We start from the raw sequence: 18,149 nt of genomic DNA on the forward strand, positions 1-18,149 counted from the left end.
CCATGTCCACGGCACAGAAGGGCGCCCGCGCGCACCGCGCGGGCGCCACCCCCTACCTGTACCTGGCCCCGGCGGTCGTGCTGTTCACGCTGTTCGTGGCCGCGCCCATCGGCTACACGGCCTACCTGAGCATGCGCCGGGTCAAGTTCTCCGGCCTGGGCCTGGGCAAGAACTCGCGCACCGAGATCTTCGCCGGGCTGGACAACTACCGGGCCGCCGTCGCCGACGGCGAGTTCTGGGCGGGCTGGCTGCGCGTGCTCGGGTACGCCGGGCTGGTGCTGACCCTGATGCTGGGGCTGGCGCTGGTGTTCGCGCTGCTGCTGGACTCGGCGCGGGTGCGGCTGGCCCGCTTCTCCCGCATCGCGATCTTCCTGCCGTACGCGGTCCCGGGCGTGGTCGCCACGCTGCTCTGGGGCTTCCTCTACCTGCCCAGCCTGAGCCCGATCCACGCCACGCTGCGCGCGTTCGGGGTGGAGAACGTGGACCTGCTCGACCCGAGCACGGTGCTGTTCTCCATGGTCAACGTCGCGATCTGGGGCGGCACCGGGTTCAACATGCTGGTCCTCTACACGCAGCTGCGGGCCATCCCCCGCGACTACTACGAGGCGGCCCGCATCGACGGCGCGGGCGAGCTGGCCATCGCGCTGCGGGTCAAGGTGCCGATGCTGGCCCCGGCGCTGGTGCTGACCACGGTGTTCTCCATCATCGCGACGATCCAGGTGTTCACCGAGCCGATGACGCTGCGGCCCATCTCCAACGCGGTCAGCTCCACCTGGAGCCCGCTGATGAAGGTGTACACGGACGCGTTCATCAACGGCGACCTCTACTCGGCGGCGGCGACGTCGCTGGTCATCGCGGTGATCTCGGTGGTGCCGTCGCTGCTGTTCATGCGGCTGGTCCGCCGCCAGGCGTTCGGGGAGGAACGATGACCGCCATCGCGGAGAAGCCGCGCACCAGCGTCGCCGCGGAGAAGTCTCGGCCGCGGGGGGTACGCCGGGGCCTGGGGCTCGCGCCGACGGCCGTGCTGCTGCTCGGGGCGCTGTACTGCCTGCTGCCGGTGTGCTGGGTGCTCGCCGCGTCCACCAAGACCCGCGGCGAGCTGTTCACCTCGAACGCGTTCGCGCCGGGCACGGGGCTGCTGGACAACATCGCCGACCTGTCGGCGTACCGGGACGGCATCTTCTGGCAGTGGATGGCCAACACCGCGCTGTACGCGGGCGTCGGCGCGCTGCTGTCCACGGCGGTGTCGGTGCTGGCCGGATACGCCCTGGCCAAGTTCCGGTTCTTCGGCCGCGACACCATCTTCACCGTGCTGATCGGCGGCATCCTGGTGCCGGCGGTGGTGCTCGCGGTCCCGCAGTACCTGCTGCTGGCCAAGGCCGGGCTGGCGAACACGTACTGGGCGGTGCTGCTGCCCAGCATCCTGCACCCGTACAGCATCTACCTGGCCCGGATCTACGCCGCCGCGGCGATCCCGGACGCGCTGCTGGAGGCGGGCCGCATCGACGGGGCCGGCGAGCACCGGCTGCTGCGGGTGGTGGCGCTGCCGCTGATGGCGCCGGGCATGGTGACGATCTTCCTGTTCCAGTTCGTGGCGATCTGGAACAACTTCCTGCTGCCGTTCATCATGCTCGCCGACGACGAGCGCTTCCCGCTCACCGTCGGCCTCTACACGCTGCTGGCCACCGGGGCCAACCAGCCTGCCCTGTACAACCTGGTGATCACCGGGGCGCTGCTGTCGATCATCCCGCTGATCGCGCTGTTCCTGACCATGCAGCGGTACTGGCGCACGGACCTGTCCGGCGGGTCTGTGAAAAGCTGATGGCCGTGACGAACAAGCGGCGTCCCACGATCCACGACGTGGCCCGTGCCTCGGGAGTCTCCCGGGGCACGGTGTCCCGTGCGCTGAACGGCGACCCCTACGTGAGCACGGCCGCGCTCGCCGCCGTGAAACGCGCCGTCGCGGAGACCGGGTACGTGGTCAACCGCGCCGCGCGCAGCCTGGTCACCCAGCGCACCGGCACCGTGGTCATGGTGCTGTCCGAGCCGCAGGAGAAGCTGTTCGAGGACCCGAACTTCAGCGTGCTGCTGCGCGTGGCCACCCGGCGGCTGGCCCAGCGCGACGTCGCGCTGGTCATGATGGTGGCCGGCGACGACGGCGACCGCGAGCGGGTCATCCGCTACCTGCGCGGCGGCCACGCCGACGGGGTGCTGCTGCTGTCGGCGCACTCCGGCGACCCGCTGCTCGCCGAACTCGACGGCCTGTCCATCCCGGCCGTGGCCTGCGGCGCGGTGCTCGGCCGCGAGGGCGTGATCCCGTACGCCGCCGCCGACGACCGCGAGGGCGCCCGCCAGATGACGCAGTACCTCGTCGACCAGGGCCGTAGGAAGATCGCCACGATCACCGGCCCGCTCGACACCCCCGGCGGCCTGAACCGGCTGGAGGGCTTCTGCGACGTGCTCGGCCGCAAGGCCGTCAAGAAGCTCATCGCCCACGGCGACTACTCCCGGCACAGCGGCGAGACCGCGATGGCCGAACTGCTCGACCGCACCCCCGACCTGGACGCCGTCTTCGTCGGCTCGGACCTCATGGCCGCCGGGGCGCTCGCCGTGCTGCGCGCCCGCGGCCGCCGCGTCCCGGAGGACGTCGCCGTCGGCGGCTTCGACGACTCCGCCATCGCCTCCTCCACCCACCCCCGCCTCACCACCGTCCGCCAGCCCCTGGAGCAGGTAGCCACCGAAACCGTCCGCCTCCTCCTCGAACTCATCGACGGCGCCGAGACCGTGACCCCCGTAGTCCTCCCCACCGAACTCGTCACCCGCGAATCCGCCTGAAAGGAAGGGCACCTTCTTAACGCTATTGGTAGAGGAAGGGCACCTTCTTAACGTCGCCGCCGCCGCACCTGCTCAGGCGCCGCTCAGCGCCAGGTGAAGCCGTCGAGCAGCGCGATGAACTCGGCGCGGGATAGGCGCAACCGCACGGGCGTCACCTCGTAGCCCAGCTCCCCACCCGGGGCGGGCACCCGCCACAGGAAGCGGTACTCGCCGAGCACGTCGTAGAGGACCCCGTCGACCGGGCCGACCCGCAGCGGCACACCACCCTGGGTCGCCTTGGCCGGATCGGTGCCCACGATGTCCACCTGCGATGTGACGACTTCGAGGTTCTTCGGCTTCCTCGTCATGTACGAGACGGTGAACGTCTCCGGGCCCGCGTCGCGGCTGATGGCCCCGTAGCCGTTGAGCTCCAGGCCCCGCCACGCGACCGGCAGGTGTGCCCGGTCGTACACGGGCGGCCTGCGGCCCGTGACCGGGTCCACGAGGATCTGCCCGGCGCCGACGGAGTGCGGCGGCAGCTCGACCATCGGGATGCCCGCACGGGTGCAGTCGTCGGGGCGGCGCAGGGTCCCGGTGACGGTCACGACCGCCGTGTTCCCCTGCGGCTCGACCGCCACCACGGGCGCGTCGAGCACCTGGCAGTCCTGCCGGTGCAGGTAGAGCCGCACCTGCTCGCCGTCGCGGTAGGCGAACGACCACGGCAGGCTGTTCGCCGGGGGCCGGGACACGGCCGGGTCGGGCGCGGGCTGCGGGACGCCGCGCAGCAGCGGCACCAGCCCTGCCGCGACCAGGGCCGCTACGGCCGCGACCGTGATCGTCCGGCGGGCGCGGCGGCGGCGTACCCGGTGGCGGATCTCGCCCAGCGGCGCCCGCGCGACGTCGGCGGGCAGCTCACGGGTCGCCTCGTCCAGCAGGGTGCGCATGTCGGAGGTGCTCACAGCGGTGCTCCTTCCGTGACGAGGTCGCGCAGGCCGGCGTGGCCGCGCAGGGTGGTGAGGGCGCGTGCGGTGTACGACTTGACGGTGCCGACGCTGATGCCCAGCGCCGCGGCGGTCGCCGCCTCGGTCAGGTCGGCGTGGAAGCGCAGCATCAGCACCGCCCGCTGCTGCTGCGGCAGCGACAGCAGCGCGGCCCGGACGACCCGCTGCGTCTCCACCGGCGAGAGCGCGTCGGCGCCCGCGCGCTCCGGCAGCGCCTCGGTCGGGATCTCGGCCCGCCACTTACGCCGCCACCAGGTCAGGAACGTGGTGGCGAGCATGGCCCGCAGGTACGCGTCAGGCGCGTCGTCCCTGATCCGCGACCAGCGGCCGTACGCCCGCGCCAGCACCGTCTGCACGAGGTCCTCGGCCTTGTGCCAGTCCCCCGTCAGCAGCCAGGCGGAGCGCACCAGCCGTGGCCATGCCGCCACGACGTACGCGTCGAAGTCCTCCACCACCGACCTCCTCGGCCCACCAACAACCCCTGGTCGACGAATGGTTGCCAAGGTTCGCAAGATCTTCGCAGTAGGTTCTCCCACCGGGCGCGGGAGGATCCGGTCAGGCGAGGCCGACGGCCCAGACACCGATCATGACGAGGAGCGGGACCAGCACCAGGACGGGGAACGGGCGGCGCAGCGGCGCGTACGGCGGCGCGAGACCGATCGGCGGCTCACTGGCTGTCACGCTCCCGGCGCCGGTCGGACCGGGGGTGGGCGTCTCCACCGTGTCGCCCAGCTCCCCGAGCCGCGTGTAGAGCGCATCCGCGGTCTCGCCCATCCACCGCCAGGTCTGCGGATCACAGCAGGACAGCGATCGGAGGTGGGAGTACACGAACAGGCGGTCCGCCACGACCTCCACGTCGAAAGCGGTCTTCCCGGGGCCGACGAGCCGCGCGACGACGTCCGGCGTGAACAGCGCACGTGCCCAGCCCTCCGCCTCGGGCGGGCACCAGAGCCGGAACGTCTCCTCGAACGGGCCGCCCAGCGCCGCCCGCCTGTCCATCCCGGCCGGGCTCGATCCGAGCAGGCGTCCGCCGCCGACGCGGGCTTCCAGCACGACCCGCGCCATCGGCCGGTCGAGCGTGAGCGCGAAGTAGGACCAGCTCAGCGACTCGCCCGCGCGCCCCTTGGGGATCCAGGCGCGGTAGTTCGCGACCTCCAGCGGGCGAGGGCCGGAGCGGCGCAGGCGCGCCGAAGCCCGACGCAGGGTGCCGCGCTGGAAGATGAGCCCCGGCAGGTCAGGCTCCTTGACCTCGGGCGCGAACTCGAACCCGTTGGCGGCGGCGAACCGGTGCAGCCGGAACAGCTCCTCCCGGTCGCCCCTCTTCACGTGGGCGACCAGGATGAAGACGACGGCGACGAGGCAGGCCGCCGTGCCGGCCGCCAGGAGCACGGCGTGCTCGCGCAACGGCCCGGCCTGCGCCTGCGCGCCCAGCACGCCGAGCATCAGGGCGACGTAGACGAGGGCGGCGACGGCGGCCGTCGCGACCGCGTAGAGGGCGACCAGACCGGCCCAGACGTTCCACCGCGGGCGGTGTCCGAGGACGCGCGTGGTGTACTCCCGCAGCTCCGGGCCGGTGGAGCCGACGGTGAGCGGCGTCTGGTCGAGCGGTTCACTGATCATGGACACGGCGACACCATACGTGAGTACCCCAAACGTGCCGCCCACGACGAGGTGGCGGCCTGTCCGGCACCACGCCGCTCAGGACACCAGGACCTCCACCGAGCGCAGGTCGCGATTCGCGTAGTGCACGGCGGCGATCTCGGCGAGCGCGTCCCGGCCCAGTGCCCGGTATGCGCCGGTAAGCAGCCGCAGCGCGTCCTCGCGGTGGTCCGCGGCGTCGAGCCAGTGCAGTTCCCTGCCGAGGACCAGGGCGTACGCGGGCAGCCCGGCCGCCAGCTCGCGTTCGGCGTCCGCGATCCACTCCCGCACGAGCGGCGAGCGCGCCCGGTACGCCTGATACCGCTCGTCGTAGCGCTCGTAGCCGCCGCGCGGATCGCCGGAGCCCTCCGGCAGCGCGGGCCCGAACCCGCCGAGGATCGCCGGGCGTGGCGTGCCCCGCCAGCGCACCGGCCCGTCCTGCGTACAGGCCCGCTCGTCGGCCTCGGCGAACGCCTCGATCGCGCGGAGCAGTTCGGCGCGCTGCCGGGCGCCGTCCGGGGCGTCGTAGTCGGGGTCGTCGGCGGCGTCCCGCTCGGCGTCGTCGAGGCGCCTGCGCACCTGGGCGAGCACCGTGGGCAGGGCTTCGCTCCAGGTCTCGGCGGAGTCGCGCGCGTAATTGTGCACCACCTGGGTGGGCAGCTCGGCCGGGTCGTCGTACCACAGCCCGAAGTGGAGCCCGTCGGTGTCGCCCCACAGGACGGTGACGAACTCGGGCGCGTCGCAGCGGAAGCGGCAGTCCAGCCGCTCGTCGAGGCCGTCGCGCCCGGTCAGCGCGAGGCCGCCGTCCTCGAAGTAGCGCACGATGCCGCCGGAGCTGACGCCCACGCCGTCGGCCAGAGCGCGCCTGCCCGAGGCGCCGATCGCGTCGAGGTACGCGGCGAAGACGGCCAGGTGGCGGGGCAGGCGCAGGCCGTACACGGTGCGCAGCCGCGCGGCGACGTCATCGAAGCGGGCCTCCATCGCGGCCAGGGAAGGCTCGACCCGGTCGTGGTCGAACACGAAGTCACCCATGAGCCGCTCCTTCACCGCTGTCCGCCCGCGCGGGCCGAACCGCCACCATGCCACAGCGCGGTGACAGGTTAAGAAGGGCACCTTCCTCTACGCATAGCGTTAAGAAGGTGCCCTTCCTTTCTAGAGGGTGATCAAGGGGAAGGTGCCGGAGGGGGTGGGGAGGCGGTCGGTGGTGTTGTTCTTGATGTAGCCGAGGCGGAGCTGGGCGCCGGGGGTTAGGGCGAGGCTGGAGAGGGGGATGGCGGCTTCGATGACCGTGTCGTTGCGGACGAAGGTCATGGCGCCGAGCGGGGTCCAGGACCAGCCGCTGCCGCCGTGGTCGTACAGGTTGGCGTTCTCCAGCATGTAGTCGGCGCCGGAGGGGTTGGTCCAGCCGGCCGCGTTGTAGCCGGTGGCGGTGTTGTTGTCGGTGTTTAGGAAGAACTGGCCGAGCACGTTCAGGCCGGTGCCCTTGACGCACAGGTAGAGCGTGGTGCCGTTGCTGGTGACCGACACCGACTGCACGCCGGTGCCGCCGGACAGCACGGGCGTGACGGCCGCCCAGTCGGCCGCGTTGCCGTCGACCGTGATCGCCGGAGTGCCGCCGCCGCTCGTGGCCGTGGTGAAGGTGCCGTTGGGGCTGTTGGTGGTGCCGCCGGCGGAGACCGAGCGGACCCGGAACTGGTACGCCGTGCCCGGAGACAGCCCCGAGAGCGTGACCGAGTGGCTGGTCACGTTGCTCGCGCCGGTCGCGGTCGAGCCGTAGGCGGTGCTGGTGCCGTACTCGACCACCGACGACGAGGCCACGTCGGTCGTCCAGGTGACCGTCGCGCCGGTGGTGGTGACGTTGGCGTACTGGACGTTGGTGATGACGGGTGCGCCGCCCCCGCCGCCGGAGCCGTTGAGCAGGGTGACCACCGGGAACGTGCCGCTCGCGGCCGGAAGCCGGTCGGTGGCGGAGTTGTTCTTCAGGTAGCCGGCGCGCAGCTGCGATCCCGGCGACAGGCCCAGCGTGGACAGCGGGATCGCCGCCTCGGCGACGGTGTCGTTGCGGCTGAAGGTGACCGCGCCCAGGGACGTCCACGCCCAGCCGCCACCGGCGTGCCGGTAGAGGTTGCCGTTCTCCAGCATGTAGTCGGCGCCGGACGGGTTCGTCCAGCCGGTGGCGTTGTAGCCGGTCACCGTGTTGTTGTCGGTGTTCAGGTAGAACTGGCCGAGCACGTTCAGCCCCGTGCCCCGCGCGAGCAGGTACAGGTTCGTGGCGTTGTTGGTCACCGACAGGGACTGCACGGTGGTGTTGCCGGTCAGCACCGGGGAGACGCTCCCCCAGTCACCGGCCGATCCGTCGACAGTGATCGCCGGGTAGCTCCCGCCGCTCGTCGCGGTGGTGAACGTGCCGTTGGGGCTGTTCGTGGTGCCACCGGTGGACACCGAGCGGACCCGGAACTGGTACGCCGTGCCCGGAGACAGCCCCGAGAGCGTGACCGAGTGGCTGGTCACGTTGCTCGCGCCGGTCGCGGTCGAGCCGTAGGCGGTGCTGGTGCCGTACTCGACCACCGACGTCGAGGCCACGTCCGTGGTCCAGGTGACGGTCGCGCCGGTCGTGGTGACGTTCGTGTACTGCACGTTCGAGATCACCGGCGGCTGCGCCGGGAGCGGCGAGCTGGACGGCGTCGGCGACGGCGTCGGCGGGGTGCCGCCGCCGGGCACGGTGAACTTCACCGAGGAACCGCCGAAGTTGGCCACCCGCAGCCACGTCCACACCTCCGTGCCCGCCATCGCGGCCGGGAACACGTAGTTGCGGTCGAACTCGAACTCGGCGCGGGTGCCCGACTGCACCACCCGCACCGGCCAGCCCCGGTTCGTCGGCGCGCTCGGGCTGCTGAACTTGAACACGTCGCCCTGCCCGGCCCCGGCGTGCGGCAGCAGGTACGCCTGGTTCAGGTTCTCCAGGTAGATCCGCGAGTCCGGCGAGGTGGGCCAGGACGGCTGCCAGCCGGTCGGCCCGTCCTTGTCGTAGTCGAAGTAGATCATCTCCTGGGCCAGGCTGATGGTCTGCTTCGCCTCGACCATCATGAAGAACCGGTCCCCGACGAACTTCACGTAGATCTTCGTGATGCCCTTGCCGTTGTTCCCTGCCGCGTCGTTGAAGATCGGCGTCTCGGCGCCCCACTCCCCCGTGCTGCCGTCCGCGACGAACCCGCCGTAGAGGTCGGCCGGGTGCGCCCCCGTCTGCGCCGGCGCGGCCAGGCCCTGCGCGTCGAGCCAGTTCTTGGCGTCGTCGTACACGGCCGAGTTGAAGTGGTTCGCCCCCGACACGTCGTAGGCGAGGTAGTCGGAGTTGCCCACGACCTCGTTCATCCACTTCTGCGTGCCCGTGCTGGGCACCCGGAAGTCGATGATCGCCACGTTGAACCCGTCGGCCTGGCCGGCCTGCGCGTTCACGTAGTCCTTCCAGAACCCACCGAAGTTGTCCCGGCTGCGGTAGGTCGGCGAGGACGTGTTCGTGTTCCAGTTGGCCTCGAACCCGGGGCTGGTGTCGTAGAAGCCCGGGATGTACGTGTTGTAGTACCAGGACTCGGTGACGAAGATGTTGATCGCGTGCCGGTAGCGGGCGGCGAACTGCGAGGTGCCCTCGTCGGGGTTGAAGTACCAGTAGCCCCGGTTGGAGGCGACGACCTTGCTCGGGTCCACCGCCTTGATCTTCTCGACGAGGTCGACCATGCCGCCCGCGGTGAAGCCGAAGTTGCCGCGCGGCCCCCACGAGATGCCCGGTCCCGCGCCGCCGACCGGGTCGGGCGTGTCCACGGTGTCCAGGAAGACGCCGTCGTAGTCGCCGTCGTGCACGATCTTGTCGACCTGGTAGGTGACGAACTTCTGCCAGGCCGGGTCGCCGCCGTTGATGTACCCGCCGCCGTAGGTCGGGTTGACGTCGACCGTCCCGTCGCCGTCCTTCCAGTAGCCGCCGTAGAGGTAGCGGCTGTCGTTGACCCAGGTGCCCTGCTGGTCGAGGTACCACGGCATGACGCCGTTGTTGCGCCAGGTCAGGCGGTTGCCCCAGGAGGAGTAGTTCGCGCCGATCGAGGTCCCGGCGTAGTTCGCGTACCCATCCTCGTAGGTGCCGTCGGGGGTCGCGCCGCCCTCGACGTTCAGGTAGGAGCCGGAGGCGTTGTAGTTCCACGGGTTCGGGCCGTGCAGCGGGCCGGACGGGCCGCCGTAGCCCGCGGGCAGCAGGCCCAGCTCGATGCCCTTCTGGATGGTCATGTGCCCGCTGTGGCCGGGGATGATGGTCGGCAGCATCTCGCCGACCGACAGGTAGCCGAGCACGATCACGTCGTCGGCCGTGCCCAGCGCCCCGTCCACGCCGCGCTTGATCTCCTGCACCTGCGCGGACGTGACGGACTCGAAGTAGAAGTGGTCGGCGGTCACGTTCAGCACGCGCAGGGTCGGTTCGAGGACGACCAGGTCGTACCCCTTGAGCTGGGTGACCTTCGCCTGGTCGACCGCGCCGTACCAGAACGCGGTGCGGCTGTGCTGGTTGAGCGTGGGGACCTTGCCGTAGAACGGGGTGCGGCCGATCTCGAAGCCGGCCGCGGCCGCCGGGGTCGCCGCGGTGGCGACGAACCCGGCGGTCAGCGCGGTGGCGGCGACCATGGCCGCGGCGAGCAGCCGGGCGATGCCCCGGCGCGCGGGTGGAGCGGTGTGGTGCGGATGAGCTTGGCGGTTCATGGGCACCTCGCTTCGGTGGGAGGGGATCAGCTGATGGTGATCACTGCGGTGTAGGTCTCCGGCGAGCTGCCGGAGCCGTGGAACACCGCCCGGTGCGGGCCTACCGGTGCGCCGCCGAGCACGTCGGACAGCACGGACGCGGGCACGCGCCAGACGTAGTGGTCGTCGTCGCTGGACACCAGCGGGCTCGGCCCGTCCACCGGCGCCCAGCTCCAGCCGGTGCCGGTGTGCCGGTAGAACCAGGCGTTCTCGATGAGCAGGTCCGCCCCGATGCCGGCGGTGGCGAACCCGGTCGCGGCGTCGTTGTCGACGTCGATGAACAGGTGGTGGAAGTCGAACGGCAGGTTGAACTGCGCCTGGTAGGTCACGCTGTCGGTGCCGATGACCCCGCCCGCGTCGGTGATCGGGTCGCCGGAGGGCACAGTCGTGGTGACGGTCAGCGGCCCGGCGGCGGCCGAGCGGTTGCCACTGCTGTCCCGGGTGTACGCCGTGAACGTGTACGCCGTCCCCGGCTCCAGCCCGCTGACCGGCACGCCGACCGTGTCCCCGGCCGTGACCAGCCACGACGGCAGCGACAGCAGCGGCTGCCCGTTCACCTCGACGTCATAGCCCGCGAGGTCCGCCGCACCCGACGCGTCCCAGGCCAGCCGCACGCTGGCGACCTTGATCTCGGCAGTCCGCAGCCCGGACGGGGCAGCGGGCACCGACGCGTCGGCGGCCTTCGTGGTCACCGTCGCGGCCCGGCCGGGCGCGGAAACGTTGCCCGCCGCGTCCCGCGCGGCCACGGCCACCCGGTATGACCGCGCCGGGTCCAGCCCGTGCAGCGTGACCAGCGGCAGCGCGTTCAGCGTGCCGGTGACCCGGACCCCGTCGAGGTACACGTCGTATCCGGTGACGCGGCCGTCGTCGGCGGCGGGCAGCCAGCCCACGGTCGTCTCGGTCGAGGTCGTGTGCACGGCCAGCGGCGTGCCGTAGACGCGGGGCGCGGCGGTGTCGCCGCCGTTGCCGCTCGCGGCGGCGAGCTGCGCGGACCAGTAAGCGTCCGGCGGCAGCGAGTCCCACGGGTTGGCCAGCACGTCCGGCGTGACGTAGAGGTAGCCCGCCTGGCGCTGCTTGCTCAGCGCGACGGCGTTCGCCAGTTGCTCGGTCGTGTCCGTGGCGTGCACCAGGTGCCAGAACCGGCGCGGGTCGAGCGCGCGGTGCCAGCTCGGCGGCTGCCAGCCGAGGTACGTCTCGTAGGCGCCCTCGAAGGTGAGGATCACGTCGCCGACGTCGGCGTAGCACGGTTCGGTGTCGATGCCAGGGTTGACCACGGTGAACGCGCCGGGAAACGCGCGGCGCACGTGCCGGTCCAGCTCGCGGTAGGTCTTGACGTAGGCGTCCTGCGGGCCGCAGACGTTCTGCACCTCGTCGAAGAAGATGCCGCCCAGGCCGTCCGCGCCGTAGAGCCGGTACCAGGTGGCCACGTCCTGCTGGACCTGCGCGGCCCAGGCCGCCGGGGTGGTCTCGTTGAGTCGCGTCGCGCGGCCGGTGGTGCCGAGGTAGCCGGTCGCGACGTAGCCGAACACGCGTACCCCCGCTGCCTTCGCGGCGGCGATGGCCGCGGCGTAGTTCGGGTCGCGGGTCTTGCCCGGCCCGGAGAAGGGGTTGGCCACCGCGATGCCGACGCCCGGGGTGTTCAGCCGCTGCCAGAGGGCGGCGCCGTCGCCGCCCGGATAGAAGTACGCGGGCACCGCGAGCTGCTGTGCGGCGGCGGTGGCGGGCGGGCCGCCGGTCGCCTGCGCGGGCGTGCTCGCGCCCAGGATGCCGATCAGTGCGGTGAGTACGGCCGCCGCCCGGAGGTGCAGGCGTCCGCGGCCATGCCGATGCAGCATGGTCGTGTCTCCGATCTGGGGGATATGAGAGGGGTCGGTCATGCTTTGCTCTGCACACAAATACGCACGCGTTGCGTATTTGTGTGCAGAGCAAAGCCGCTGGCGGGAGTGGTCAGCTCTTGTTGCCGCTGAAGGCGATGCCCTGGATGAAGTGGCGCTGCAGCACGGTGAACACCACGATCACCGGCAGTGAGGCGAGCAGGGACCCGGCCATCAGCACCGGGTAGTCGGTCTGGAACTGGCCCTGCAGCGAGGCCAGGCCCGCCGACAGGGTCATCTGCTCCGGGTCGGTGTTGACGATCAGCGGCCAGAACAGGTCGTTCCAGGACGCCAGCACCACGAGGATGCCGAGCGCCAGCAGGCCGGGCTTGGCCAGCGGCAGCATGACGGACCAGTAGATGCGCAGCGGCCCGGCCCCGTCGAGGCGGGCCGCCTCGTCCAGCTCCCGGGGCAGCCCGAGGAAGAACTGCCGCAGCAGGAACACCCCGAACGCGGAGAACAGGCCGGGCGCGATGATCGCGCCGAGCGAGTTCAGCCAGCCCAGATCGGCCATGATCTCGTACTGCGGGATGACGAACAGCGCCGGCGGCACCATCAGCACCGACAGGAACAGCCCGAACAGCAGGCCCCGGCCGGGGAAGCGCAGCCGCGCGAACGCGTACGCCGCCATCGAGCAGAACAGCAGCTGCCCGGCGGTGCGCGCGGCGGCGACCACGGCGGTGTTGAGGAACTGGTCGCCGAACGGCAGCAGCTCGAACACCTGCGCGTAGTTCGACCAGCGCCAGTCCGGCGCGATGGTCGGCGGGACCCGGGTGGCGTTGGTCAGCGTCTTGAGCGAGGTGAGCAGCTGCCAGGCGAACGGGATCACCATCACGGCCGCGCCGAGGATCAGCGTGCCGTGCGTGCCGGCCATCCGGCCCTGCGCCCGGGACTCAGCCATAGTGCACCCACCGCTTCTGCAGCCGGAACTGGATCGCGGTGAACACCACGATGAGGACGAGCAGCGCCATCACGATCGCGGCCGCGTAGCCGCGGTCGTTGGTGTAGAACGCCTTGTCGTAGAACAGCCCCACCACGGTCTGGATGCGGGGCATGGCCGGGTTCGAGCGGGCCGCCTGGCCGCTGCCGGCCATCACGTACACCAGGTCGAACAGCTGCAGCGAGCCGATCACCGAGAGCACCGAGACGAAGAAGATCGACGGCGACAGCAGCGGCAGGGTGACCCGCCGGAACTGCGCCACCGGCCCGGCGCCGTCGATCTCGGCGGCCTCGTAGAACTCGCGCGGGATCGCCTGCAGCCCGGCCAGGAAGACCACGATGTTGTAGCCGAGCCCGGCCCAGATGCACACCGCCACCAGCGCGTACAGCGCGGTGGCCGGGTCGGCGATCCAGTGCGGGCCCTCCACCCCGAACACCGACAGCAGCTGGTTGACCAGGCCGAAGTCACCGTTGTAGAGCCAGCGCCAGACCATCGCCACGGCGACCGGCATGGTCACCACGGGGATGAAGAACAGCGCGCGGTACACCGAGACGCCGCGCAGCTTCGGCCGGTTGAGCAGGGCCGCGAACACGATCGCCAGCGGGATGCCGAGCAGGCCGAGCAGCGCGAACAGCAGCGTGTTGACCAGCGCCTGGCGCACTTCGGCGTCGGCGGCCAGGGCCCGGTAGTTGTCCAGCCCCACCCACTCGTGCCCGCCGAACGGGCCCCACTCGGTGAAGGAGAAGTACCCGGTCTGCAGGACGGGCCACAGGTAGAACACGGCCAGCCCCAGCCCGGTCGGCGCGATGAGCAGGTACGCCCATCCCGCCTCGGCGGTCCACCGGCGCGGGCGGCGGGCACGGCCCCCGGGCGCCGGGGCGGGCACCGCGGCGCGGCCGGCCGCGATGCCCTCCTCGGTCATCACCATGGTGCGGTTACTCCTTGGCCAGCAGGGCGTTCATCTGGGTGGCGAGCTCCTTGGCCGCCTGCTCCACCGGCACCTCACCGGTGTACGCCTTGGTCAGCTGCTTGAACTCCTCGTCGTTCCAGGCGGCGGTGTTGCGCGACACCGGGTAGGGCACCGCGTAGCTCACCGCGTCCAGGAAGACCTTGCCGTTGAACTTGGCGTTGGCGGCGAGCCAGGCGTCCTGGGTGCCGGTGTACGCCGGGATCGGGCCCTTCTTGCCGAGGATCTCCGCGGCGGGCTTCGAGCCGAGGAACTTCACGAACTCCCACGCCTGCGCCGGGTACTTCGTCTTCGCGGAGACCACGTTGGCCAGGCCGTGGATGATGGTGGCCTGCTTGACCCCGGTCGGCAGCGGCGCGGCGTCGACGCGGGTCTTGGTGTACTCGTTGTTGCCGAACTCGGTGACGTTCCAGGAGCCGCCCCAGTACATGGCGAGCTTGCCGGACTCGAAGAGCTGGATCGGGTGGGTGTCGGTCATCGTCTTGAGGTCCGGCGACTGCTTGTTCTTGATCAGGTCGGTCCAGAAGCGCAGGCCCTCGATGGTGGCCGGGTCGTCGTAGCCCGACTTCTTCCCGTCGGCCGAGATCACGTTGCCGCCGGCCTGGTAGATGGTGTTGTAGAAGTACTCCTGGCCGGCGATGTTGGCGCCGACGGCGTACTGGCCCTTGGCCGGGTTGCTCAGCTTGGCGGCGGCGGCCTTGAAGTCGTCCCAGGTCCAGCCGGCGGCCGGGTGCTTCACACCGGCCGCGTCGAAGAGTTCCTTGTTGAACCAGACGCCGACGGTGTCGAAGTCCTTCGGCAGGCCGTAGATCTTGCCTTCGAAGGTGTACAGGTCGACCAGGGCCTTCGGGTACACGCCCAGGTCCAGCTTCGCCTCGGCGACCTTGTCCGCCAGCGGCATGATCACGCCGTTGTCGGCGTAGAGCTGGACGTTGGGGCCGTTCATCCAGAACACGTCCGGGGCGGCGCCGCCGGTGACCGCGGCCCGCAGCTTGGTCCAGTAGTCGGCCCACGGGGTGAGCTGGACCTCGACCGTGATGTTCGGGTGGTCCTCGGTGAAGGCGGCCGCGAGCTCCTCCATCACCGGGACCTGGTTCTTGTCCCACACCGCGTAGGACAGCGTCGCCTTCTCGTCAGCGCCCGCGGTCGGCTCGTCGGCGCCGCAGCCCGCCACGGTCACCGCGAGCACGGCGGCGGCCATCACGGCCGCGCCGGTCCGCACTGCTTTCCACATCTGAGGAACCCTTCTCGCCAGAGCAACATCATCGGGGAATCACCCGGGTCGCGTGGGGCCGTCGAGTGGCGTGACACCACCCGGTGCCGTCGGGACCCGCATCACATGCGCTGCCCAGTATTAATGGACTCCTGAATAAGTTTGTCAAGAGCTCACCCGTGGCTCGACGGCGCTCGAACGCTAACGCCCAGGTCGGACGGGTGCGGCCACGCCGGTACGCGCGTCGAAGAGATGCTCCTGCAGATGTTCGAGCGAGTGTTTCACCGCGCCGAGCGCCACCGCCTCGTCGCCCAGCGCCGAGGTGACGATCTCCGGGATGCGTACGCAGCGCTTCTCGATCTCCCGGCGCAGCGGCTCGAGGAGCACGTCGGCCGAGCGGGAGAAGCCGCCGCCGAGCACCACCAGCTGCGGGTCCAGCGCCAGGACCAGCGCCGACGCGCCCAGCGCCAGATCCTTGGCGTAGCGGCGGACCACCGCCAGCGCCCGGCGGTCGCCCTCGCGGGCCGCGGCGAACACGTAGCCGGCCAGCTCGTCCGGGTCGGTGCCGGCCGGGGCGCCGGTCCAGCCGCGCAGGTGCTCCTGGGCCCGGATCCAGCCCAGCTCGGGCAGCGCGCCGATCTCGCCCGCGGCCTGCGCGAAGCCCCGGTGCAGCCGCCCGTCGATGATCAGGCCGGTGCCCGTACGCAGGCCCGCCAGCAGGTAGACCACGTGCTGGGCGTAGCGGGCCACCCCGCGCCAGGTCTCGGCCAGCGCGGCCAGCCGGCTGTCGTTCTCGACCAGCACCGGACCGCCGACCAGCCGCCCGACGTGCTGCGCCAGGTGCACGCCGGTCCACTCCGGGAACGCCACCGAGAGCACCACCCGGCCCGATGCGTCGACCAGGCCGCTGGTGCCGACCGTGGTCGCCCACACGTCCGCGCCGCTCAGCCCCGCCCCGGACAGGCACTCCGCCACGGCCGCGTCGACCGCGCCGAGCCGGTCGACGCGGCCCGCGGTGATCGCCACCGGAGTGCGCACCGTGTGCTTGACCTGCCCGTCCAGGTCCGCGGCCAGCACCCGGATGGTGTGCCCGCCGATGTCGACTCCGAGCACGTGGCCCGCGTCCGCCCGGAACCGGTAGCGCCGGGCCGGGCGGCCCATCACCCCCGGCGCGGGCTGCACCTCCTCCAGCCAGCCCTGCTCCTGGAGCTGGAGCACCACGTCCTCGGTCGAGGGCCGGGACAGGCCCGTGTCTCGGGACAGCTCGGTCAGCGTCAGCGCCTCGCGGCCGCGCAGCACGTGCACCACCGCGAGCGCGTTGAGCTGCCGCAACCGGGACAGATCCCCGCCCGCCAGTTGTTCGGTCACCGTCGGCCCCCTTTTGCGCGTCGGGTAATCATGTTACTAATGATGGAGACCTTCAAAAGTAACTCCTCCTGGGATGGCTGAGATGACTGTAGACGGGGTGCGGCTGGTCGTGGCAGGTGCCGGGCTGCGCGGCATCGGGTACGCCCGGCGCGCCGCCGCCACCGGCGCCCGCGTGGTCGCCGTGGCCGAGCCCGACCCCGCACGCCGGGCGGCCTTCGCGGCCGAGTTCGGGGTGCCCGCCGAGCACGTCTACGCCGACTGGGCCGACCTCGCCGGTGCGGGGCGGCTGGCCGAGGCGGTCGTGATCGCCACCCAGGACCAGACGCACGCCGACGCCGCCGTCGCGTTCGCGGGACTGGGTTATCACATACTCCTGGAAAAGCCGATGGCGACCACGGAGCCGGACGCGCTGCGCATCACCGAGGCCGTCGATCGGGCCGGGGTCATGCTCGCCGTGTGCCACGTGCTGCGGTACACCCCGTACACGCAGGCTTTGAAGAAGCTCCTCGACGAGGGCGCCATCGGGCGGCTGGTGAACGTGCAGCACCTGGAGCCGATCGGCTGGTGGCACTTCGCGCACTCGTTCGTGCGCGGCCACTGGAACAACTCCGAGACGTCCGCGCCGCTGCTGCTGACGAAGTCCTGCCACGACATCGACTGGCTGCTGTACCTGTTCGGCACCGAACCGAGCCGGGTCAGCTCGTTCGGCGGGCTCACCCACTTCCGCCCCGAGCAGCGGCCCGAGGGCGCCGCCGACCGGTGCCTGGACTGCCCGCTCGAACCGCGCTGCCCGTACTCCGCGCCCCGGCTGTACCGGTCCTGCCTCGGCGACCCGGCCCGCGAGTTCTGGCCGCTGTCCGCGGTGACCCGCGACCACACCCCCGACGGCATCGACGCCGCGCTGCGCACCGGCCCGTACGGGCGCTGCGTCTACGACGCCGACAACAACGTGGTCGACCACCAGGTGGTGGCGATGGAGTTCCCCGACGGCGCGACCTGCACCTTCACCATGACCGCGTTCACCCCGATGGAGAACCGGCGCACCCGCCTGTTCGGCACCCACGGCCAGCTCGACGGCGACGGGCGCCTGCTCCACCTCACCGACTTCCGCACCGGCGAGCAGCGCACCGTCGACACCGGGCTGACCGCCGGGGGCACCGCGGCCGACGGGCACGGCGGCGGCGACGAGGCCATCATGGACGCCTTTCTCGGCGCGGTGGCCACCGGCAACGCCAAGCTCCTCAACTCCGACGCCGCCACCAGCCTCGCCGGCCACCGCGTCGTCTGGGCCGCCGAACAGGCCCGCACCACCGGCACCATCACCGCCACCCCCCTCCCCGCCTGACCCCAGCCCGCTCGGCCCAGCCAGCTCGGCCCAGCCAGCTCGGCCCAGCCCGCTCGGCCGGGCCCAAGATCGCTGTTTCGTGTCGAAACCTGTGCTCTGACCACAGGTATCGACACGAACCCGCGATCTTCACGCCACCGCGCCGCCCCACGACCCCAAGATCGCGTTGATCTTGCGCGAACTGTTGCCCCTTTGTCCGGAAAGCGCGGG

General features: G+C 71.4%; 14 protein-coding genes. 4 read left to right on the forward strand and 10 right to left on the reverse strand.

The window, feature by feature from the left end; genetic code table 11:
* Positions 1-2 precede the first annotated feature (2 nt).
* The 3 genes from Cba03nite_RS10760 to Cba03nite_RS10770 are packed head-to-tail and all read left to right on the forward strand — an operon-like array spanning position 3 to position 2,835.
* Positions 3-929: a carbohydrate ABC transporter permease gene (locus tag Cba03nite_RS10760; protein ID WP_203744737.1), complete on the forward strand. Its 927-nt coding sequence runs from the start codon at positions 3-5 to the stop codon at positions 927-929.
* On the forward strand, positions 926-1,822 hold the full coding sequence (locus Cba03nite_RS10765; protein ID WP_203744739.1) for a carbohydrate ABC transporter permease: 897 nt from the start codon (positions 926-928) through the stop codon (positions 1,820-1,822). The genes Cba03nite_RS10760 and Cba03nite_RS10765 overlap by 4 nt, the downstream gene beginning before the upstream one ends.
* Positions 1,822-2,835, forward strand: a complete 1,014-nt coding sequence (locus Cba03nite_RS10770; RefSeq protein ID WP_203744741.1) for a LacI family DNA-binding transcriptional regulator — start codon at positions 1,822-1,824, stop codon at positions 2,833-2,835. Before Cba03nite_RS10765 ends, Cba03nite_RS10770 begins: the two co-directional genes overlap by 1 nt.
* 83 nt (positions 2,836-2,918) lie before the next feature.
* Here Cba03nite_RS10770 and Cba03nite_RS10775 read toward each other — a convergent pair whose 3' ends face one another.
* The 10 genes from Cba03nite_RS10775 to Cba03nite_RS10820 form a co-directional block, all read right to left on the reverse strand.
* Entirely contained in the window at positions 2,919-3,773 is an 855-nt protein-coding gene (locus Cba03nite_RS10775) for a hypothetical protein (protein ID WP_203744743.1), read from the reverse strand.
* Positions 3,770-4,267, reverse strand: coding sequence for a SigE family RNA polymerase sigma factor (locus Cba03nite_RS10780; protein WP_239125628.1), 498 nt, complete (start codon positions 4,265-4,267; stop codon positions 3,770-3,772). Before Cba03nite_RS10780 ends, Cba03nite_RS10775 begins: the two co-directional genes overlap by 4 nt.
* A gap of 103 nt (positions 4,268-4,370) precedes the next feature.
* Positions 4,371-5,435 (reverse strand): hypothetical protein, encoded by a 1,065-nt coding sequence (locus Cba03nite_RS10785; RefSeq protein ID WP_203744747.1) that lies wholly within the window; start codon positions 5,433-5,435, stop codon positions 4,371-4,373.
* Between the two features lie 78 nt (positions 5,436-5,513).
* The gene (locus Cba03nite_RS10790; protein WP_203744749.1) at positions 5,514-6,485 is read right to left on the reverse strand and encodes an ADP-ribosylation family protein; all 972 of its coding nucleotides are present in this window, start codon (positions 6,483-6,485) and stop codon (positions 5,514-5,516) included.
* 120 nt (positions 6,486-6,605) lie between these two features.
* Positions 6,606-10,193, reverse strand: a complete 3,588-nt coding sequence (locus Cba03nite_RS10795; RefSeq protein WP_203744751.1) for a fibronectin type III domain-containing protein — start codon at positions 10,191-10,193, stop codon at positions 6,606-6,608.
* Between the two features lie 26 nt (positions 10,194-10,219).
* Positions 10,220-12,067: a spherulation-specific family 4 protein gene (locus Cba03nite_RS10800; protein ID WP_203744753.1), complete on the reverse strand. Its 1,848-nt coding sequence runs from the start codon at positions 12,065-12,067 to the stop codon at positions 10,220-10,222.
* Positions 12,068-12,179: 112 nt separating this feature from the next.
* Complete coding sequence (locus tag Cba03nite_RS10805; protein ID WP_239125629.1) at positions 12,180-13,007, reverse strand: carbohydrate ABC transporter permease; 828 nt, start codon at positions 13,005-13,007, stop codon at positions 12,180-12,182.
* Positions 13,000-13,974: a carbohydrate ABC transporter permease gene (locus Cba03nite_RS10810; protein WP_239125630.1), complete on the reverse strand. Its 975-nt coding sequence runs from the start codon at positions 13,972-13,974 to the stop codon at positions 13,000-13,002. Before Cba03nite_RS10810 ends, Cba03nite_RS10805 begins: the two co-directional genes overlap by 8 nt.
* 7 nt (positions 13,975-13,981) lie before the next feature.
* Positions 13,982-15,247 (reverse strand): ABC transporter substrate-binding protein, encoded by a 1,266-nt coding sequence (locus tag Cba03nite_RS10815; RefSeq protein ID WP_203744755.1) that lies wholly within the window; start codon positions 15,245-15,247, stop codon positions 13,982-13,984.
* A gap of 180 nt (positions 15,248-15,427) precedes the next feature.
* Positions 15,428-16,594 carry an ROK family transcriptional regulator gene (locus tag Cba03nite_RS10820; RefSeq protein WP_203744757.1) on the reverse strand — a complete coding sequence of 389 codons (1,167 nt, stop codon included), beginning with the start codon at positions 16,592-16,594 and terminating at the stop codon, positions 15,428-15,430.
* A gap of 82 nt (positions 16,595-16,676) precedes the next feature.
* Between Cba03nite_RS10820 and Cba03nite_RS10825 the strand changes: the two genes are divergently transcribed.
* The gene (locus Cba03nite_RS10825; RefSeq protein WP_203744759.1) at positions 16,677-17,939 is read left to right on the forward strand and encodes a Gfo/Idh/MocA family protein; all 1,263 of its coding nucleotides are present in this window, start codon (positions 16,677-16,679) and stop codon (positions 17,937-17,939) included.
* The last annotated feature ends 210 nt before the right edge of the window (positions 17,940-18,149 follow it).

Source organism: Catellatospora bangladeshensis (assembly GCF_016862575.1).
In the GTDB taxonomy this organism is placed as follows: Bacteria; Actinomycetota; Actinomycetes; order Mycobacteriales; family Micromonosporaceae; genus Catellatospora; species Catellatospora bangladeshensis.